This window comes from Streptomyces sp. 1-11, assembly GCF_007176755.1.
In the GTDB taxonomy this organism is placed as follows: domain Bacteria; phylum Actinomycetota; class Actinomycetes; order Streptomycetales; family Streptomycetaceae; genus Streptomyces.
Window position 1 is genome coordinate 294680 of record NZ_BJTV01000008.1, and the last position, 19262, is coordinate 313941.

At 71.0% G+C, this 19262-nt stretch carries 22 protein-coding genes; 11 read left to right on the top strand and 11 right to left on the bottom strand.

What is annotated here, in order from left to right:
* Positions 1-293: 293 nt before the first annotated feature.
* Both TNCT1_RS19705 and TNCT1_RS19710 read right to left on the bottom strand, forming a co-directional pair.
* The gene (locus TNCT1_RS19705; RefSeq protein WP_143633850.1) at positions 294-959 is read right to left on the bottom strand and encodes a hypothetical protein; all 666 of its coding nucleotides are present in this window, start codon (positions 957-959) and stop codon (positions 294-296) included.
* A 233-nt stretch (positions 960-1192) separates the two neighbouring features.
* The gene (locus TNCT1_RS19710) at positions 1193-2062 is read right to left on the bottom strand and encodes a helix-turn-helix transcriptional regulator (RefSeq protein ID WP_174266356.1); all 870 of its coding nucleotides are present in this window, start codon (positions 2060-2062) and stop codon (positions 1193-1195) included.
* A 93-nt stretch (positions 2063-2155) separates the two neighbouring features.
* Here TNCT1_RS19710 and TNCT1_RS19715 point away from each other — a divergent pair, with 93 nt between their 5' ends.
* Genes TNCT1_RS19715 through TNCT1_RS19720 form a run of 3 tightly spaced genes read left to right on the top strand, consistent with a single transcriptional unit; the run spans position 2156 to position 3304 of the window.
* Positions 2156-2911 carry an SDR family oxidoreductase gene (locus tag TNCT1_RS19715; protein ID WP_143633855.1) on the top strand — a complete coding sequence of 252 codons (756 nt, stop codon included), beginning with the start codon at positions 2156-2158 and terminating at the stop codon, positions 2909-2911.
* Positions 2908-3051 carry a hypothetical protein gene (locus TNCT1_RS35865; protein WP_174266357.1) on the top strand — a complete coding sequence of 48 codons (144 nt, stop codon included), beginning with the start codon at positions 2908-2910 and terminating at the stop codon, positions 3049-3051. The genes TNCT1_RS19715 and TNCT1_RS35865 overlap by 4 nt, the downstream gene beginning before the upstream one ends.
* A gap of 43 nt (positions 3052-3094) precedes the next feature.
* On the top strand, positions 3095-3304 hold the full coding sequence (locus tag TNCT1_RS19720; RefSeq protein WP_143633858.1) for a 4-oxalocrotonate tautomerase family protein: 210 nt from the start codon (positions 3095-3097) through the stop codon (positions 3302-3304).
* 343 nt (positions 3305-3647) lie between these two features.
* On the opposite strand, the gene TNCT1_RS19730 is transcribed toward TNCT1_RS19720, so the two are convergent.
* Positions 3648-3998, bottom strand: a complete 351-nt coding sequence (locus TNCT1_RS19730) for a helix-turn-helix domain-containing protein (RefSeq protein WP_143633860.1) — start codon at positions 3996-3998, stop codon at positions 3648-3650.
* 99 nt (positions 3999-4097) lie between these two features.
* On the opposite strand from TNCT1_RS19730, the gene TNCT1_RS19735 reads away from it, so the two are divergent.
* Entirely contained in the window at positions 4098-4562 is a 465-nt protein-coding gene (locus TNCT1_RS19735; protein ID WP_143633862.1) for an STAS domain-containing protein, read from the top strand.
* Positions 4563-4945: 383 nt separating this feature from the next.
* On the opposite strand, the gene TNCT1_RS19740 is transcribed toward TNCT1_RS19735, so the two are convergent.
* The 3 genes from TNCT1_RS19740 to TNCT1_RS19750 form a co-directional block, all read right to left on the bottom strand.
* Positions 4946-5368: an SRPBCC family protein gene (locus tag TNCT1_RS19740; RefSeq protein WP_143633864.1), complete on the bottom strand. Its 423-nt coding sequence runs from the start codon at positions 5366-5368 to the stop codon at positions 4946-4948.
* Between the two features lie 379 nt (positions 5369-5747).
* Positions 5748-6293: a GNAT family N-acetyltransferase gene (locus tag TNCT1_RS19745; RefSeq protein ID WP_143633865.1), complete on the bottom strand. Its 546-nt coding sequence runs from the start codon at positions 6291-6293 to the stop codon at positions 5748-5750.
* Positions 6294-6943: 650 nt separating this feature from the next.
* Positions 6944-7309: a DoxX family protein gene (locus tag TNCT1_RS19750; protein ID WP_143633867.1), complete on the bottom strand. Its 366-nt coding sequence runs from the start codon at positions 7307-7309 to the stop codon at positions 6944-6946.
* Between the two features lie 60 nt (positions 7310-7369).
* Between TNCT1_RS19750 and TNCT1_RS19755 the strand changes: the two genes are divergently transcribed.
* A complete protein-coding gene (locus TNCT1_RS19755) occupies positions 7370-8251 on the top strand; it encodes a LysR family transcriptional regulator (protein WP_143633870.1) in 882 nt (293 codons plus the stop codon).
* 362 nt (positions 8252-8613) lie between these two features.
* Here the strand turns inward: TNCT1_RS19755 and TNCT1_RS19760 are convergent, their stop codons facing one another.
* Entirely contained in the window at positions 8614-8829 is a 216-nt protein-coding gene (locus TNCT1_RS19760) for a hypothetical protein (RefSeq protein ID WP_143633872.1), read from the bottom strand.
* A 400-nt stretch (positions 8830-9229) separates the two neighbouring features.
* Positions 9230-9577 carry a hypothetical protein gene (locus TNCT1_RS19765; RefSeq protein ID WP_143633874.1) on the bottom strand — a complete coding sequence of 116 codons (348 nt, stop codon included), beginning with the start codon at positions 9575-9577 and terminating at the stop codon, positions 9230-9232.
* 536 nt (positions 9578-10113) lie between these two features.
* On the opposite strand from TNCT1_RS19765, the gene TNCT1_RS19770 reads away from it, so the two are divergent.
* Complete coding sequence (locus TNCT1_RS19770) at positions 10114-10383, top strand: hypothetical protein (protein ID WP_143633876.1); 270 nt, start codon at positions 10114-10116, stop codon at positions 10381-10383.
* Positions 10384-11041: 658 nt separating this feature from the next.
* On the opposite strand, the gene TNCT1_RS19775 is transcribed toward TNCT1_RS19770, so the two are convergent.
* Positions 11042-11245 (bottom strand): DUF6207 family protein, encoded by a 204-nt coding sequence (locus TNCT1_RS19775; RefSeq protein ID WP_235902738.1) that lies wholly within the window; start codon positions 11243-11245, stop codon positions 11042-11044.
* 166 nt (positions 11246-11411) lie between these two features.
* On the opposite strand from TNCT1_RS19775, the gene TNCT1_RS19780 reads away from it, so the two are divergent.
* Positions 11412-12278, top strand: coding sequence for a Rieske 2Fe-2S domain-containing protein (locus TNCT1_RS19780; RefSeq protein ID WP_143633880.1), 867 nt, complete (start codon positions 11412-11414; stop codon positions 12276-12278).
* A 114-nt stretch (positions 12279-12392) separates the two neighbouring features.
* Here TNCT1_RS19780 and TNCT1_RS19785 read toward each other — a convergent pair whose 3' ends face one another.
* Both TNCT1_RS19785 and TNCT1_RS19790 read right to left on the bottom strand, forming a co-directional pair.
* Complete coding sequence (locus tag TNCT1_RS19785; protein ID WP_143633882.1) at positions 12393-12824, bottom strand: response regulator; 432 nt, start codon at positions 12822-12824, stop codon at positions 12393-12395.
* Positions 12825-12827: 3 nt separating this feature from the next.
* Positions 12828-13190, bottom strand: coding sequence for a hypothetical protein (locus TNCT1_RS19790; protein WP_143633884.1), 363 nt, complete (start codon positions 13188-13190; stop codon positions 12828-12830).
* Positions 13191-13296: 106 nt separating this feature from the next.
* Between TNCT1_RS19790 and TNCT1_RS19795 the strand changes: the two genes are divergently transcribed.
* The 4 genes from TNCT1_RS19795 to gdhA all read left to right on the top strand — a co-directional run bounded on the left by TNCT1_RS19795 (position 13297) and on the right by gdhA (position 19236).
* Positions 13297-14880 (top strand): ATP-binding protein, encoded by a 1584-nt coding sequence (locus tag TNCT1_RS19795; RefSeq protein ID WP_143633886.1) that lies wholly within the window; start codon positions 13297-13299, stop codon positions 14878-14880.
* Entirely contained in the window at positions 14877-16088 is a 1212-nt protein-coding gene (locus TNCT1_RS19800; protein WP_143633888.1) for a PP2C family protein-serine/threonine phosphatase, read from the top strand. The genes TNCT1_RS19795 and TNCT1_RS19800 overlap by 4 nt, the downstream gene beginning before the upstream one ends.
* Positions 16089-16404: 316 nt before the next feature.
* Complete coding sequence (locus TNCT1_RS19805; RefSeq protein ID WP_143633890.1) at positions 16405-17589, top strand: type III polyketide synthase; 1185 nt, start codon at positions 16405-16407, stop codon at positions 17587-17589.
* Between the two features lie 288 nt (positions 17590-17877).
* On the top strand, positions 17878-19236 hold the full coding sequence (gene gdhA, locus TNCT1_RS19810; protein WP_174266358.1) for an NADP-specific glutamate dehydrogenase: 1359 nt from the start codon (positions 17878-17880) through the stop codon (positions 19234-19236).
* The last annotated feature ends 26 nt before the right edge of the window (positions 19237-19262 follow it).

Sequence of the window (19262 nt, forward strand, 5' to 3'; positions counted from 1 at the left end):
TCCGGCACCACGGTGTCGCCGTCCTCGACGACGGACCGGGCGGCCACGCGGGCGCACAGGGGCAGGGATTCGTCCATGACACGGAGGGTGCCCCTTCTCCGGCGTCGCTCCCGGCACCGCACCGTCCGACTCCTCCGGACGGCCCGCACGGTTCGGCCCGCTGGGGAACCGGGCGCGGTTGACCCGGCTCCGCCGGGGCCCGGGCCGCAACGCCTTCGCGGCGCCCCGGGCGGCTCGCGGTCGGGACCGCGGGCGCGCCCGAGGCGCCGTAGGCACTCGGCGGTGCGGGGACGTCAGCGCCGCGACGCGGGCGCGTCGGCGGGGGCGTGGCGTGCGGCGCTGCGGTGGACCGAGATGCCCAGGGCCAGCAGCCAGTAGCTGAGGACCGCGCCCATCAGTGCGGTCGTGCCCCAGCCGTTCGCCGCGTAGAAGTGCGCGGGGTCGTTGCCGAAGAACAGGGACGGCACGAACGCCAGGTTCACCCCTGCCAATACGAACGCGGAACGGCCGGTCCACCGTGGCAGCAGCCGTGTACGGGAGATCCCGAGGCCCAGGGCGGTCAGGAAGAGCGCGAGCACCACGCGGCCGATGGACCCGTAGAGGATGTAGGTGCCGCTGACCGTGACGGTCGGGTCGATCGGGTGGTCGGCGGCGATGACCGCGCCGGCCTCGAGCCCGCTGGAGACCAGGGTGATCGTCGCGTAGACGAGTCCGGCGGCGAAGGCCATCGTGCCGGCCCATTCACAGGCCGGGTCCGCCCGCTTGACCAGTTCGCGGAAGCTCGTGACGAACACGATCAGGAACGCCAGCGCGAGGATGCCGATCAGCAGCCTGGCCAGGACGTTCCAGTCCGGCGGTGGGCCGGAGTAGACGAAGTACAGCGGTACTTCGACGATGAGAGCGGCCGCGGTGGCGATGCCCGCGACACCCGTGAGGCGTCTGGCTGCGGTCTCGTTCATGGATGTCCCCCTGTGCCCGGATGCCGGGTCTTTCGTCGGTCGTTGCCGTAGGCGTCAATGCTGCCGCTCCCGGCGCCCCGCGTCGCTGGGCGTGGGTACCGGATACGGGGTGGTCCTGACGACACCGTCGGCTGACTCGACCACGCTGCGACACCCTGGGCGAGGCGGTCCGGAACATCCAGGACCGCCCGGGCCGGCCTTTCGCAGGCACCCCGAGAACGGCCGGCCGCTCCTCAGCCGGCCGGCGCGGAGATGTCCTGGTCGCCGACGACCGCGAGCAGGTCGAGCAGGCCGGCGCTGTCGGTGCCGACCGCGGGGGTGAACCAGAGCAGTCGCTGCCGGCCGTCCTCGCTGAACAGGTTGAGGCAGTTGACCTCGATCAGTCCGATGACGGGGTGGATGATGCGTTTGCGGTCGTTGCGCCGGAACGCCACGTCGTGCCGCGCCCACAGGGCCGCGAACTCGGGGCAGAGGTCGAGCAGTGAAGCGATCATCGAACTCGCCTCGGTGTCCTTCGCGTCCCGCCGGGCGGCGGCCGCCCGCAGGTCTGCGACGAAGGCGCGGGACTGGTGCTCGTGGTCGGCCTCGGGGTACAGCTGCCGGGCTTCCGCTTCGGTGAACCACCGGTAGACGAAGCTCGCCCGGGGCCCACGCAGACCGGACTGGTCCCCGAGCAGGGCCACCGCGAGCGGATTCTGCACGAGGGGGACGTGCAGGTCGGTGATGACCTGGGCGGGAGTCGACGGCATGCGCTGCAGCAGGTCGAGCATGCCGGGGTGGACGTGTGAGGCGGCCCCGTCGTGCGCGGGTACCGGACGGTCGGCCAGGTGGTACAGGTGGTCACGCTCGTCGGCGGTCAGGCGCAGCGCCCTCGCCAGCGCCGCGATCATCTGCTCGGAGGGCTGGGAGCCGGCTCCGCGTTCGAGCTCGTTGTAGTAGTCCACCGACGCTCCGGCGAGCTGGGCGACCTCGTCACGGCGCAGCCCGGGCACCCGGCGCCGTGGCCCGGTGGGCAGTCCGACGTCGGCCGGCCGGATGCGCTCACGCCGCGAGCGCAGGAAGGCGCCCAGTTCGGTGTACTTGGCAGAACCCATGTCCTCCATTGTGCGTCCGGTGGGGTGTGCGTCCGGTGGGGTCGCGGACACAGGGGATGACGTCCCCTGGTTGCGCTGATCGACCCCGCTCACCATGGAGGCATGAACACAACTTCCCCTCGAACCGGAGCCACACGGGTCGCCGTCGTCACCGGCGGGTCACGCGGTATCGGCCGGGCGGTCTCTCGGGAACTCGCCCGGGACGGCCTGGCCGTCGTGGTGAACTACGCGCAGGACGCGGCCGCCGCCGAGGAGACGGTGGCGGCCGTCACCGCCGACGGCGGGCGGGCGATCGCCGTGCGGGGTGACGTGGCGGACGAGGAGGCGATGGCCATGCTCTTCGACCGGGCGGAGCGGGAGTTCGGCGGCGTGGACGTCGTCGTCAGCTCAGCCGGCCGGCTCTCCCTGTCACCGATCGCCGACCTCGACCTGACCGTGCTCGACGCCGTGTACCGCACCAACATCCGAGGCACCTTCGTCGTCGCCCAGCAGGCCGCACGGCGATTGCGGGACGGCGGCTCCTTCGTGGGCTTCTCCACCTCCGTCGTCGGTACACAGTTCCCCGGCTACGGCGCGTACGCGGCCAGCAAGGGTGCTGTCGAGGCCATGACGTTGATCCTCGCCCGCGAGTTGCGCGGCCGGAACATCACCGTGAACACCGTCGCTCCCGGGCCCACCGCAACGGACCTGTTCCTCAAGGACAAGACGGACGACGAGGTCGACCGGCTCGCCAAGACGCCGCCGCTGCAACGGCTGGGCACACCCGAGGACATCGCCCGGGTCGTCGCCTTCCTGGCCGGCCCGCAGGGACACTGGGTGAACGGGCAGGTCCTGCGCGCCAACGGAGGCCTGGTGTGACCGGGGAAGCGGGCGTCGTGGTCGTCGACCCCGGCCGGGACGGCAGCGAGGCCGTGCCGGCCGTTTACGACCGGATCCGCGCCGAGTTCTTCCGCCGCATCGGCATCGGTGAGCTGCTCACCTCCCACGCCACCCGCTGAGCCACTGCCCCGCACCGATCCAGAACACCGAGGAGACATACCCATGCCGTTCGCGCACTTCAAGGTTCCCGCCGGCACCGTCACCGCAGAGGACAAGAAGAAGATCATCGAGCGCACCACCGACCTCTACGCGGAGATCTACGGTGAACGAGCTCGCCCCACCACCGTCGTCCTCGTCGACGAAGTCACCGACGGAGGCTGGGGTGTCGCGGGCAACGTCCTGACAGCCGCGATGCTCGACGACGGCGCCTGATCCGCACGAGGGGCCGGGGGCCGAGATCGCCGGCTCGTCCACTCTCGTGCCCGAGGACCAGCCCGAACGACTCGCTCACGTACTCACCGACTTCCTGATCCGAACCGGAGCGGAACCGGTGCGGCACGTCTCCTGAGCGCGGGAGTGACAGGCGGATCCGGCAGCCGGTACAGCCCGGGCCGGCCGCAGCCGGGCTGGTGCCCCTTGACGCCGGGTCGTCGATGACGAAGCGACGGGGTGGACGCCGTCGTCTCCCGGTGCGGCCGCGCGGGGCTGGGGCCGGACACCTGAAACCGTTCGGGACGGGCCCAGTCTCGCTGACGGTGGTCACGGAGCAGTCATGTCACGCCGGCGCGGTCGCTCGCTCGGTGGATGGCCCCGTGCGGTGGGCTTCGTCCTGCGCGAGCAGGGAGAGGAGTGAGGCCACCGTCACGCCGAGGTTGGCTTCGGCGGGATGGCGAAGGGTCCTCGTGGGGTCGATCCGGTAGGTGTTGCCGCGTCCCTCGCGGGTGTGGGAGAGGTAACCGTCCTGCTCCAGGTCGGCGATGATCTTCTGCACCGCCCGTTCGGTGAGGCGGCAGTACGCGGCGATGTCCCTGATCCGGGCGTTCTGGTTGTCCGCGATGGCCGCCAGTACGCGGGCGTGGTTCGTCAGGAAAGTCCATCCGTTGTGTGGCTCGGGCACTCCATCCATGCCGCGAGTTTACCGACCAGGTGTTCACGGACTCAAAAACACGTAATACAATTCATGCATCAGTTGACGTGTCTGGGCCCCGGAGGGCAAGGCTGCCCCATGCATGACCTTTCCGAGCAGGCCCGGTCCCTCAGAACGGGCCTGCCCTGCCAGGGCAGTGGAAAGAAGCCGCTGCCGGCGGGCCGGGCGGGCATGGCGTATGCCGTGTGTGGTGACCGGATACGGGTGACGGTCCGAGGGGAGCTCGACCTCGACTCGGGTGAGGGGCTCCGTGAGGATCTGGACGCGGTGCTGGCCGGTTCCACGAGTGGAGTGGATCTGGACCTGGGCGGGCTGGACTTCTGCGACTGTGCCGGCCTGAACGTCCTCCTCGACCTCCGGCGATGCGCCTTGGAGCAGGGCAAGACGGTCGTCATCCGCGCCAGCACCCCGGTGGTCGACAGACTGCTCACTCTTCTCGGGGCGCAAGGACTGTTCGCCCCGCCTTCTCCACACCGCGAAGTCGCCATGCGTCTCCCCTCCCCGTGCACGGGCAGCCGTGTCCTCGCGCCGACCGGGACCTGACAGCGCCACGTCCCCCACACGGTGTCCGCGCACATCGCCAAGGCCTGCGCAGGGTGACACAGTCAGCGCGGGCGCACGACGGGTACTCGGTGGGACTGTTGCATCATGAGGTTCTGACCGTCCCCGCAGTCGTGATCGCCCTGGCAGTGGTCGGCGTGGAGAGTCGGCCAGTGCCTGCTGTGCTCGCTGCCGACCCGCTGCGGCGCCGCAGCGCCCCTGGGAACCAGCCTGGAGTGAACTGCATGGACATGCGCAGAATTCGTCACGGCGCTGACCGCGGAAGCCGAGCAGCAGGTCCATGACCAGGTGGGGGAGCTGGCTCCGAGCGACCGGGCCCTTGCTCTTCAGCGCTCTCCAAGGCAAATGGCCGTCGCCTTATGGCATCAGGCCGATTCCTCGGCACGCGACTTCGTGCTCATCGCCTCGATCTCGACGTACCGTCGCGTCTGCCGCCCCGTCAACAAGCCGACGAGCGGTGCCAGGAATCCGGTTTGGCCGACTCCCAGGGTCAGGGCACTGCCGCCGTCTGCGGGGGCGACTGCGTGCGTGGCGGTTGTCGTCACACCGGCGGACGTCGACTGCCAGGTGAACGAGCGACCTGGTGTCCATTCGGTGATCCGCCACCTCAGCACCGGCATACGGGGCTGAGCGATGAGCACCAGAGAGCCCGGCCCCAGCTCCCTGTCATCCAGGGGCTCGACGCGTCTCATGGTGGCAATGAACTCCGGCCAGCGTTCAACCTCCGCAACGACCTTCCACAGCGCATCCGGCGACGCTGCGACACCGATCCGGGTCTTCCACTGCATCGACGAACACCTCCGCGCCCGCGCTGTTCGACGCTCTGCACGGTACCGCGTCATTCGAACTCCGGTCACGGTTCGGGTACCAGGCAGCTGAACGCCTCCCTGGGCACGGCCGTTTGAAACGACCTCAGGACGGTTACCGCACCGTCCAGCGTTTCGCCGATGCCGCCCGCGCCGACCGCGGCCGCGGTCCCATCCCGTCCTCGAACGCATCCGCGTCCCCCGCACTGGGCCCGGGCGGCCGCGCACCGGAGGACAGCCGGGCCGGGCGGCCGTCTGGGACAGGCCGCGCGGGCTGGCGACCTTGCCCGGGGCAGCCGCGGCAGGAGCCGGGCGGTGCCGGCATCCCCGTGGTACGACAGGCTCGCGGTTCGCTACGGGGCTACCGTTGGAGTGGTTGTGACGTACTGGCCGACGTCAACTCGAACACCCGGACTCGCCGGCCGCCGGTGGGATTGACGGTCTCACGGACCGGCTGCATCCCCAGTTTCGTCATGATCCGTTCGGAGGCGTGGTTGCCCACTTGAGCGATGCTGACGATCCGCTCCAGCCCGAGGTCTTCGAACCCGAACCGCACAGCAGCCCTCGCGGCTTCGGTAGCCAGGCCCTGCCCCCAGTGGGGACGTCCCAACCGCCAGCCGACCTCGACCGCCGGCAGTACCTCTGGCAAGTAGTCGGGCACCGAAAGGCCGGTGAACCCGGCCAACTCGCCGGTGGACCGGATCTCCATGGCGAACAGGCCGAGGCCCTGTGACTCCCACTCGCTCTCCCATGCCTGGATTCCGCCGCGAGTCTGTTGTTCGTCACGGACGCTGCCGTCACGGATCCACCGCATGACCTCGGGGTCGGCATTGATGGCGGCCATGGGCGCAACGTCTTCCTCGCGCCAGCGACGCAGGATCAAACGGGGAGTCTCAAGCACGACCATCCGATCATTCTGGATCACAAAAGCACTCTCCGTCACCCTCACCAGGCACTTTCGATACACACCCTTGGGCCGCTTCCGCGACACGCCCCAGGAGTCGGTGAGGGGAACATCCGCCCTCTCGTGGACCGGCGTGCCCGCGGAGGCGGGACGTGCCCACGGCCCACGTCCCGCATGCCGCCATGACCGCCGTCGCCGTGTCGGTCACCGACGGGCTTGCCCCTGAGACGGTGACAATGTTCCCCCTTGGGTCGTTCACCGCCGTCCGGCGATCGCGGTACCGGTCGGGGACGCTCTCACTGCCGTCGGCGTCCTCATCACGGCCGCGGTCGGCATCCTCCGGGCCGCCGTGTCCTGACCGACGCGCGGTACCGGGGTAAAGATCGTAGGGGCCCGGCCGGACCGGGCCGGCCGCACAGGGAGCTCCTGAGGGAAGCAGCCGGCGCTCGAAGCTTCCGGAATCACGGCGATGACCTGCGGTTTTGATGGGCCCCTCGACGACGTCCGACGCCACCCAGGAGCCGACTGGGACGCGATCCGGGATGCGACTCAGGGCGCGACCTGCGGGCGGGCCCGTCTGGCAGGTCCTCGACGCCGCTGACCTGTCGCAGCGAAGTGTGAATGTTGTCATCGAACATTGAGTGGTGCCGCCATCAACAGGACACGGTCAAGGCGAGCGAGGCGACGGCGGTGGCGAAGTAGACACCGGGAAACGCGAGGTTGTAGAGCACGCGGGCGCGCAGATGGAAGGTGAGCGCGCCCAGGTAGAGCAGGACGAGACCGCAGGCCGCGGCGGCACCGAGGGGGCGCAGTGCGGCGTCGAAGAGGCCGAGGAGGAGGCCCGCCGCACCGGCCAGCTTGAGGGTGGCCAGCCAGGGCAGCCAGGACCGGGGCACACCCACCTCCGCCGAGTTGGCCAACACGAAGCGTGCGGCGGCAAGGTCGGCGGCGCCGATACCGACGTTGACGGCGGCGGTGAGCAGGGTGACGACGAGGAGCGCGAGCTGGGTACCGGTCATGCCTTCAGCCTCCGCGGGCACCTCGGCACCGTCCAATACCTGCTTCTATAGCCTGGTGGCATGGACGTGGACACGCGCCTGCTTCGGTACTTCGCCGCAGTGGCGGAGGAGGGCAGCCTGACCGGGGCGGCGAAGCGGTTGTTCGTCTCGCAGCCTGTGCTGACCAAGCAGATCCGGCGCCTGGAAAACGATCTCGGGGTACGGCTCTTCACGCGCTCTCGGTCGGGCATGGCGCTGACCGAGGCCGGTCGTGAGCTCGCCTCGCGGGTGCCCGCACTGCTGGACGGCTGGGACGAGGCGGTGCAGGCAACCGGCCGGGCCGCGCGGGTGCTGCGCCTGGGCTTTCTGGACGCGGGCGCAGTGGGTGCCGTCCCCGAAGCCATCGCCGAGTTCCGCCAGGCGCATCCGGACTGGCGGGTGGAACTGCGGCAGTTCGACTGGTCGGAACCGAGCGCCGGCCTGGCCCGGGGCGAGGTGGACGCGGCCGTGGTGCGTTTGCCGTTTCCGGGGCAAGCCAGCTTCATTGTGCGGGAGCTGTCCGTTGAGGAGCGCGGAGTGCTGCTGCCGGCTGGGCATCGGCTGGCGAACAGCGAGACGGTGGAGTTCTGCGAACTGTGGGACGAGCCGTTCGTCGCGGCCGGAGCCGAGACCGGAGCCTGGAGGGAGCACTGGCTCGCGGCTGAGGAGCGGGACGGGCGCCCCGTCCGGGTCGGCGCCGTCACCAGCCGTCCCGACGAGTGGCTCGGAGCGGTGGCCGGCGGCTGCGTGGCGCTGGCCCCGGCGTCGGCGGCCCGCTTCTACTCCCACCCGAACGTGGTGTTCCGTCTGGTCCGCGGAGTCTCACCGAGCCGGGTGGGGCTGGCCCGGCCCCGGGGGCGGACACACGAGGCGGCGCTGGATGAGCTTCTCGCGGCCATCGCGCGGCGGCTGAGCCGGAGTTGATGACGGGGCAGACCGCCAGCACGCTGCCAGGCCGGGGTACTGCTCCCGGCGGCGACCACGCCGACCCGGTGGCGAACGCGGTCGGCGAGGCGGCGACAGATGCGACGCGGCCGCGCCTTGCGCAACCTGGCGCCCCGTACTACCTGGACCCCGCGCTTCACCCGCGTACCCGGGGCAAGGAGATCGCTCAGTTGACCACCGGCTAGGACGGCACCGCCGAGATCAACCACGATATGCCGGCAGTCCATCTCCAACAGCGTGGCTGAACGGGAGCCTTGTCCGCCATCGGGCCCACGCAGCGGCTGCCGGGCGCAAGGTGCATCGGCATTCCGAGGCGGTCGAACTCATCCGGTTGGGCGCTTCTATCCCTCAAGCCAGGTCATGAAGCGCGTGCGCTCTTCGCCGCACCGGCCGCTGCCGGAGGTGTGGGTGCTGTTCGGGGTGAAGGTGGAGCCATACGGTCCGGAGGTAAGCGTGCACGCTTCCCGTACGGGTTGCAGAGCGTAATAGCCGAATGCGGCCATTCCCACGACCAGCAGGGCGGTCAGCAAGGAGCGGCGGGCTATCGGGGAAGGCATGCCGGGATTCTATGGCGCCTCACATGTACAGGATGCCGATCTGTGCGACCGTTCTTGCCGGGGCAACGACTCTGGCGCCGAGTCGCATCACAGCCGAGCAGCACTCGCGCGTCCCATGACCGGCGCTGGGACCAAGAACACACCGAACGGGGCTGCGGCTAGGACGGCAGCCGTCGCCAAGGCCTGTCCCGTAACTGGCGGTGTCCCTCTGAAGAGCGAGCATGTGCTGGACGTCGAAACCAGGTCGGCGCAGGTCAGTGCGGTACCCGATCATGCGTCCATGCCTCTGAGCGAGCCCCTTGCCCAACCGGACCGCTCCGCCACCACCGCCCACCGACCCGCCGGCGGATCCGGCCGTCGCCGCGCTGCGCGCCGTCGGCGACGGCCTCGCCGTCAGGCGTCAGTAGTACAGCGTGGGACTGCAGCTGGTGCGGTGCAGGGCGCCCGTGCTGGTGTACACCTTCACGCAGGAGTAGGCGCTTCCGCTGGTCGCAGGGAGCGTGGCGACGTTGTAGTTGATCGGCCCGAACTGTCCGGTCCGGTTGAGGGCGTACGTCGCCGACTTCACCGCTGCCCCCTTGTTGTAGAGGGTAAGGACAGCCTTGGTGCTGCTGCTGTCCGGCGTGGCGTTCTGGTAGAAGTCCGCGTAGACGTAGTTCCCCGTCTTGCTGATGCAGGCATCGGTCGTTTCCTTGGCGCCGCATCCTCCTCCTGTCGCGGCGGTTGCGGGCGCGCTGGTGGCGATCATGAGGCCAAGGATTATCGCGGCCGGCACGAGCGTGGGTCGCAGTTTCGAGATCATTTTCGTCCTCCGGGCGAGAAGAAAGCATCGGTTTCGGTGCCTCACCACTCTGTGTCGATCCGTTCCGCCGCCGCGACGCTTCGGGGCAGCATTCGACCAGGTTCGAATGTTCGTCGCGGCGCGAGAGGGCAGGACGGGGATGATCGAGCTCACCGTGGACGCTGCCGGACGGGTTCCTCCGCCACGGCCATGGTGCGCCCGTCGCCGGCGCCGTCGTGCAACGGTTCGAGGGGGTGGGGCGCTCGCCCACACGCCGCCCCAGGATGGCCTGATCGTGTCCGCCGCTGAGGTGGGCTGTCGCAAGCCGGCCTGTCCATCTACCGTGTTCGTGCTGTGATCCATCGAGGCATGGAGGCAACACCGTGGTCGCGTCAGCCTTACGTCAGCAGTCCGAATCGACCCCGCGCGAGAGCCGTCGCCCCCGGCGGATGGCGCGACGCACCCTTCTCGGAGGCTCTCTCACCGCCGCACTCACGGCGCTGATGCTCGCCGCAACCCAGTCCGCTGCCTACGCCGGCGGCCCCTACCGGTGGGCGCAATACAGCGACGTCGGTAAGCGTCTGACCGTGTGCGCTCAGACGCTCGATGTCCGCAGCTCCTACGGTGGCACGCCGTTCGCCCAGCTCACCAGCGGACAGACCTTCACCGTGTACCAGAACTACGCGGAGTTCGGCAGCGAGTACGTGCGCGGCTTCGCCTGGGGCAACGTCAACGCGGAGGGCTACGTGCAGAACGGATGGTTCTGCTGGTAAGCCCCTTGCCAAGAGGGGACCGGTAGCCAGGTCGACCGAGAACGAAACTGCTGACCGTCAGCGCCATGCCCTGGGCGCGGTGGATGAGAGGACGTCGTCGAGGCGGTCGCCGCTCCAGGCGCCCAACGACGACCTCCTCCAGCGGATCAACATTCGACGTGGGAGCCGACAGGCGACGCGGGAGTCCCGGCGGGGCCCGCCGGCACGGGAGACGGTTCCTGCATCGCCTTCTCCCTCTTGCTCGGAGCCGGGGACCGGCGAGTACCCCGGATGCCGTGGAACCAGCGTCGCGGCGGGTACCCGGATGTCCGCTGTGGGAAGGAGTGATGGCTCATGGCAGGCGGCGGCGATTTCTAGTCGAGAGACCGCCCGGAGAACCCGCAGATGCCGGAGGACCGCCCGCGTGGCGGCGGACCGGCAGGCGGAACGGCCCCGGTCAGAGTCCTCGTCTGGTGGGTGGTAGCCGCGGTGATCATCGTGATCCTCTGGCCCGTGTTCTTCTTCTGATGACGTCGATGTCCGGTCGATGAGGAATCGCGCTGTCGATACGTGCACGGATGGGATGCATGCGGCGGTGGGGCATGGCCGACGGGCACCCGGCCCGGGAGCACGGCCATGTCCCACCGCCGCGTCCGCGGCCGGGCGCCGGGTGTCCGGCTCACGGGGTCCGGCGTATGTCCAGATGGCAGCGCAGCCGGATTCCGGGCTGCCCGGGGCCCCGGGTCATGCGTTCCACCGCGGTCGTCGCCCACATCGCCGCGAGGGCGGCGTGGAACGCGAAGGCGGTCCGGTCGTCGGCGGCCGTGATGTCGAGGACGACCAGACCCGGTTCGGACACGTGCACCTCGCTGATCACTTCCATGCCCGTCACGACGTCCGGCCGCCGTCAGCGGGTTCGCGTCCTTTCCGGAGTTCACCCGTGCGGCGCAAGGGCGGCGCTCGCCACCGGCGGTTTCCGCCGGGCCGGCGGGGCTACCCGTCCTACCCTCGTTTCCCTCAGCGCGTGGCCAAGGCTCCAGGAGGACCCCATGACGCGACAAGGCCCCGGACGGGCTCTGGCGATGCTCGACCGCCTGGAACGGTGGCCCGGCGCCGACGGTGTGATCGAGGCGGTCCAGCGCGCGGTGCGGTCGCTGCCGCTCGGAGCGGGCCGGGACGCGCTGCACGGACGCTGGCTCGGGCACCCGGTGCACCCGCTTCTGGTGCAGGTCCCGATCGGCACCTGGCTGTCGGCGAGCCTGCTGGACGCGCTGCCCGGGGTGCGGCGAGGCCAGCGCGCGCTCACGTTCACCGGCCTGGTGGTCGCCGTGCCCGCAGCGGTGACGGGCTGGGTGGACTGGGCCGAGCTGCACCGCCCGCAGCAGCGCGTCGGAGTCGTCCACGCCCTCGCCAACAGCGCCGCGCTCGCGCTGTTCACCGGTTCCCTGGTCGCCCGTCTCCGGGGCCGCGAGACGGCCGGCAAGGCGCTGGGGATCGCCGGGCTCAGTGTCACCGGGCTCGGCGGGGCCCTCGGCGGGCACATGGCCTACCGCCAGGCGGCCGGGGCCAACCACGCTGAGTACGTCGCGCACGCGGTGTCCCCCGGCTGGCACCGCGTGGGGGAGCTCGCCGAGTTCCCCCACGGGCAGGCCGTGCGCCGGCACGTGGACGACGTGCCCGTCATGGTCGTGCGCGAGAGCGACGACGTGGTGCGGGTCCTGGCCGACCGGTGCAGTCACATGGCGGGCCCGCTGTCGCAGGGGGACCTCGTCGACGGGTGCGTGCGGTGCCCATGGCACGGCAGCGTCTTCCGGCTGGCCGACGGCTGGAACGTGCGCGGACCGGCCACCGCGCCGCAGCCCTCGTTCGACACGCGTGTCACCGACGGCGCCGTGGAGGTCCGGCTCAGGGGCTGACGGCCCTCGTGCCGCCGGCGGTCCGGACACGGAGCCGGCCCGTCGGCGCACGGAGCCGCCCGCTCGTGCACGGCCCGCCACGACGCCTTGTACGCGGTGATCGACCGCCCGGGCCTAGTCCCTGGGCGGCTTGACGGCGATGTCGAGGTAGAAGGCGTCGATGCTGCGGACGGCCGCCTCGAACTCCTCGAGGTTGACCGGCTTGGTGACGTAGGCGTTGGCGTGGTGGTGGTAGGCGCCGGTGACGTCGTCCGGAGCGGCGGACGTGGTCAGCACCACCACCGGGATGGTCCTGAGCTCGGCGTCCTCCTTGACCACGGCGAGGAACTCGCGGCCGTTCATCCGCGGCATGTTGAGGTCCAGGACGATGAGGTCCGGGCGGTCGTTGCCCGGGTCGCGCAGGTATTCGAGGGCCGCGATCCCGTCGGAGACCTGGGTGAGGTTGCGGGTGCCGCGTTCGGCGAGGGCGTCCTGGATGAGCATGGCGTCGGCGACGTCGTCTTCGACCAGCAGGACGTCGTAAGGGCGGGTAGCGGCGGCAGCCATGGGTCACGAGCTCCGGGGTTCGGGGTGGGTCGGGTTGGGTGTGCTGTTGGTGATGAGCCCGGGCCAGCGGCGCCGGGCCCCTTGCCGGCTCATGCTCATGGCCCGGCCGATCTCGGGGTAGCCCGCCCCGCTCGCCGCCGCCGCGTGCGCCGCCTGGTCCTCCAGGCGTCTGACGGCCTGCTTGACACCGCTGAGCACACGCAGGCGCGCGAGGGCGTGCCGGCGGGCGTCCGGGGCCGTGTCCACGAGGTCCGCGAGTGAGTGGCGCACGTCCTGGGTGAGTCGCCGGGTGAGTTCGTCCACCACCTGGGTGACCAGTGCGGCCGTCTCCCCGGGCGAAGGCGGAGTGGAAGCGGGACCAGGCATGGCGCCACTCTACGGTGACGTTCCCGACAGGGACAACACAGGTTGTCGAGCCACGGGTACAGTGTGTTTGCCATATGGCAACAGCGTTCCACTCGCCGAGGAAGAGATGCAGACCGCCACACGAACCGAGTCGTCCGACAAGGGTGCGCTCTCCGACTGGACGACCCGGCGCTGGCTGCGCACCGGGGTCGCCACTACACTGGCGGTCCTGGCGGTCCTGGGGTCGCTGGGCGGCTGGGCGATGTGGCGCACGTCGCAGATCACCTCCGAGCTGGTCGACCGGCGCTCGCCCGCGCTGATCGAGGCCATGCGGGTGGAACAGGCCCTGGTCAACCAGGAGACCGGGATCCGCGGATACGGCCTCTCCGGCCGGTCCGACTTCCTCCAGCCCTACGCCCGCGGACTGGCCGACGAGAAGGCCGCCCTGCGCCGGCTGCGGCCGCTGGCCGAGGACGACCGGGCGCGCGCCGACCTGGCCGAGGTCGAGAGGCTCGCCGGCACCTGGCAGCGCCGGGTGGCCCGCCCCGTCTCGCAGGCCCCGGCCCAGGAGGCGGTGAAGCTCACCGCCGAGCGGGCCGCGGAGGGCAAGGCCGAGTTCGACGCGCTGCGACGCGCCATGACCCGCCAGCAGGACCACCTGCGCATCGAGCGGGCGGCGTCCACGAGGACGCTGAAGCGGGCGGAGACGCTGCGGAACTGGATGTTCGCGGTCATCGCCGTCCTCATCGTCCTGGTGGCGGTGCTGATCTCCGAGGGGCTGCGCCGGGGTGTGACCGGACCGCTCACCCGGCTCGGCTCGGCCGCCCGCGACGTGGCGCAGGGCCGGTTCGACCGCTCCCTCGCCGGCACCGGGCCCGCCGACCTGCGGCAGCTCGCCCACGACGTGGAGGCGATGCGGCAACGGCTGGTGGCGGAACTGGAGTTCAGCGAGCGGACGCGCACACTGCTGGACGAGCAGGCCGAGGACCTCAAGCGCTCCAACACGGAACTGGAGCAGTTCGCCTACGTCGCCTCGCACGACCTGCAGGAGCCGCTGCGCAAGGTCTCCAGCTTCACCCAGCTCCTGCAGCGCCGCTACGGCGGCCAACTGGACGCCAAGGCCGACCAGTACATCGCCTTCGCCGTCGACGGCGCCAACCGCATGCAGACGCTCATCAACGACCTGCTGGCCTTCTCCCGGGTCGGCCGTGTCCACAACGACCACCAGACCGTCGACCTCGAGTCGGTGATGAACAAGGCCCTGGACAACCTCAGCGTGTCCATCGAGGAGACCGGGGCCGAGATCACCCACGACCCGCTGCCCACCGTCGTCGGGGACGCCACACAGCTCGGCATGCTGTGGCAGAACCTGCTCTCGAACGCCATCAAGTTCCGCAGCCCCGACCGGCCGCCCCGCGTCCACGTCGGTGCGGTGTCCGACGCGGGCGTGTGGACGTTCTCGGTGACCGACAACGGCATCGGCATCGCGCCCGAGTTCCACGAGAAGGTCTTCGTCCTCTTCCAGCGCCTGCACACCAAGGACGCCTATCCGGGCACCGGCATCGGCCTGGCGATGTGCAAGAAGGTGGTGGAGTTCCACGACGGCACGATCGGGATCGACCCCGACCGCACGACGGGCACCCGTGTCGTCTTCACCCTGCCCGCCGCCGGATCCTCCTCAGAGGCCCCGCCGAGGGAGACCCAGCCGTGACCGGCCCGGCCGCTGCGCATGACGAGCAGTACGCCATCCTGCTCGTGGAGGACGACGACGGAGACGCCCTCCTGGTCGAGGAACTGCTCCACGACACCGACCTGCCGCACACCCTGACGCGCTGCCGCACGGCCGCCGAGGCCCGCGTGGCCCTGGCCTCGGACGCCGTCGACTGCGTCCTGCTCGACCTGCACCTGCCCGACGCGTCCGGACTGGACTCCGTCCAGGCGGTCCAGTCGGACACCCACGCCGCGATCATCGTCCTCACGGGCCTCGACGAACCGCGTGCGGGCGTCGACGCCCTCGCCGCCGGCGCCCAGGACTACCTGATCAAGGGCAAGGTCGAACCCGACCTGATGCAGCGCGCCCTGCGCTACGCCGTCCAGCGCAAGCAGGCCGAACGCGCCAACGCCGCGCTGCAGATCGGCCGTCTGCGCGCCGAGGAGAACGCGCGCCTGGAACGCGGCCTGCTGCCCGAGCCCCTCCTGTCGTCCGCCACCGTCACCGCCTCCAGCCGCTACTACCCCGGCCGGGCGCAGGCCCTGCTGGGAGGGGACTTCCTCGACGTCGTCCAGACCGGCGACGGGCGCATCCACGCCGTCATCGGCGACGTCAGCGGCCACGGCCCCGACGCGGCGGCGCTGGGCGTCTGCCTGCGCATCGCCTGGCGTGCGCTCATCCTCGGCGGGCACCGCGACCAGCAGCTGCTGCACCTGCTGGAGCAGATCCACATCGCCGAACGCGCCGGCAGCGACCTGTTCACCACCTGCACCCTCATCACCGTGGAGCCGGACGCGGCCACAGCCACCCTCCATCTGGCCGGCCATCACGAACCCCTCCTCCTCACCGCCGAGGGGGCCCAAGTCGTCACCGCGGCCCACGGGGTGGCCCTGGGCATCGTCCCCGGACTGGGCAAGTGGCCGTCCACCACCGTCGCCCTGCCCGCCCGCGGTGCGCTCGTCGCCTACACCGACGGTCTCATCGAGGGCTTCGCCGCCGGCGACTCCACCCGGCTCGGCGTCGAGGGCCTGCTGGACATCATCGGCACCATCGACACCGCGGACCCCGGCGCCCACCTGGACCAGCTCATCGCCCGCAGTCGCACGCTCAACGCCGACCGGCACACCGACGACCTCGCCGTCCTGCGCCTCGACTGGAACAACAGCCACACCGGCCGCGCCCTGAGCGCCTGGCGCACGGTGCCGTAGCCCGCGCCGCCCGGGCCCTCGGCGCTCACCCGCACGGGAGCCCGTCGGCCCCCTCCGGGATCGACGCACGTCAGGCCATATCCGCCAAGTCGCCGTGCGGCATGCCCGTTTTGATGGTGTGTGCCGTCTCACGCACCCAAAGGCTGCCCAAGTTGCGTGCATCACAGCGGAAATGTCCCTTTAGCGTCCATGCTCGAAGCGGTCGCCGACGCCCGAAGTAGGGCGCATCGGCATCAATTTGGGTGCGCTGTGTCGAAGTGACCCCTGCCACGGCACTCATGACCTCCCCCACGCTTCCCCCGGAAAGGTGCCCACCATGGCCGCTTACCTCTGTCCTCCTGCCGTGATACACGGCGAGCACGCAGTGAAGACCAGCCAGATCGTGGCGGAGGTGCGCGACCGGCACCCGCATGCCGCGTGGGCGCCGCGGATCGACGGCATCGCGGCCAGCACGGGCATCGAGACCCGCGGGTGGATGCTGCCGCTGGAGACCGCCGTCGCCCCGGGAGCGAGCGGGGCCCTGGGAGCCCTCGGCGCCGGGCGGGCCCAAGAGGCGCTGGCACGCGGCGGGTTCACCGAGCAGGACGTGGAGCGCGCGATCGCCGCCCTGGAGGCGGTGCCCGCGCCGCAGACCGTCCAGGAGCGCACCGCGCCGGCCTGGGAGGCCGTGCAGTCCTACGGCGAGCGCGCGGCGCGCGGCGCCCTGCAGATCGCCGGGCTGGACACCGCCGACGTCGACTGCCTGATCACCAGCAACTCCACCACTCCGGCGCTGCCGGGGCTGGACATCGCCCTGGCCAACAGGCTGCCGCTCCGCCCCGACACGATGCTGCTGCCCGCCACGCAGTGGGCGTGCGTCGCGGGCACCCGCTCACTGGCGCTGGCGGCGGAACTCGTCGCCGCGGACCCCGACCGGGTGGTCCTGGTCGTGATCTCGGAGGCGCTGAGCACGACCTACCAGCCGGCCGACGACACCCTGGAATCCCTGATCGTCCGGCTGCTGTTCGCGGACACCGCGGTCGCCGCGGTGGTCACGGGCCGCCCGCGACGCGAGTCGGTGCTGCGGCTCGACGGCGCCTGGCACCACACCCTGCCCGGCACCCAGGACCTGCACCGCCTGGAGACGCGGGCGGACGGCACCCACTTCGTGATGGACCGCCGCGGACCGCGCGCCGTGCAGGAGACGGTCACCGCGATGTGGGAGTGGCTGCGCACCCGCTACCAGGACGACCCCGACTCCTGGCACCCCGACACGCTGCTCGCGCACCCCGGCGGGACCCGGGTGCTGGAGTACATGGAGCAGACGATGCCCGACGCGTGGCCGTCGGGGCTGCTGGACCACAGCCGCGCCAGCTACACCAGCGGCAACCGCGGCGGCGCCGCCGTGTTCGACATCCTGCGGCGGGCGCACGACGCCGGGCAGAAGGCGGGAAGCCGCGCCGTCCTGTACGCGGCGGCCCCGGGCCTCACCGCCACCGCCCTGGACGGGGAGTGGCTGTGACCCCCGGAAGCTGCTGACAGGGGTGCCGTGAGGGCCGGCCGCGCCCCACTGTCCGTCCGTGACCTATTGGTCGTCCGCGCCCCACTGCCCGGCCGTACGCCGTACGGGCTGTCCAGATAGCGGGCAATCCGGCAGGGCTCTTGGTATCGCGTTAACACAGGAGTAACACTGGGAGAGTCGGCCGACCTGGCACGTTCCGCCGGGGCGGCCGCTGTCCCGCGCGCGGCAACGGCGCCGAGCGCCCCTCACCGGTCACCACCGGTGTCAGCCGTGCCTGAAAGGGACCCTGTGACCTCACGACCCGATCCCAAGACCTCGCTCGACCAGCTCCGTGCCGAGATCGAGCGCCGCAACCCGGCGGAGCCCGAGTTCCACCAGGCCGCGCGCGAGGTGCTGGAGACCCTCGCCCCGGTCCTCACGGCGCGCCCCGAGTACGCCGAGCCGGGGCTGATCGCGCGGCTGGTCGAACCGGAGCGGCAGATCATGTTCCGGGTGCCGTGGCAGGACGACCAGGGGCGGGTCCACGTCAACCGCGGCTTCCGGATCGAATACAACAGCGCCCTCGGCCCCTACAAGGGCGGCCTGCGCTTCCACCCGTCGGTGAACCTCGGGATCATCAAGTTCCTCGGCTTCGAGCAGATCTTCAAGAACGCGCTGACCGGGCTCGGCATCGGCGGCGGCAAGGGCGGCAGCGACTTCGACCCGCAGGGCCGCAGCGACGCCGAGGTCATGCGCTTCTGCCAGTCCTTCATGACCGAGCTGTACCGGCACATCGGCGAGTACACCGACATCCCGGCGGGTGACATCGGCGTCGGCGCCCGCGAGATCGGCTACCTCTTCGGCCAGTACCGGCGGATCACCAACCGCTGGGAGGGCGGCGTCCTCACCGGCAAGAGCGCCGGCTGGGGCGGCTCGCTGATCCGCCCGGAGGCGACCGGCTACGGCAACGTGCTGTTCGCGGAGGCCATGCTGCGCGCCCGCGGCGAGGACCTGGAGGGGCAGACGGCGGTCGTCTCCGGCTCCGGCAACGTCGCCATCTACACCGTCCAGAAGCTGACCGCCCTCGGCGCCAACCCGGTGACCTGCTCCGACTCCAGCGGCTACGTCGTGGACGAGAAGGGCATCGACCTGGAGCTGCTGCGCCAGATCAAGGAGGTCGAGCGCGGCCGGGTGAGCGCCTACGCCGAACGCCGGGGCGCCTCCGCGCGGTTCGTGCCCGGCGGCCGGGTATGGGAGGTCCCGGCGGACGTCGCCCTGCCGTCGGTGACCCAGAACGAACTGAACGCCGTGGACGCCGACGCCCTCATCCGCAACGGCGTGAAGGCGGTCTCCGAGGGCGCGAACATGCCGACGACACCGGAGGCCGTGCAGCTCTTCCAGCGGGCCGGCGTCGCCTTCGGCCCCGGCAAGGCGGCCAACGCCGGCGGGGTCGCGGTCAGCGCGCTGGAGATGACGCAGAACGCGTCGCGCACCTCGTGGAAGGCCGGCCAGGTCGAGGACGAGCTGGCCCGCATCATGACCGACATCCACACCACCTGCGCCGAGACCGCCGAGCGCTACGGCGCCCCCGGCGACTACGTGACCGGCGCGAACATCGCCGGCTTCGAGCGGGTGGCGGACGCGATGCTCGCCCAGGGCGTCATCTGACGCACCCGGCGGCACGGGCACGGCGT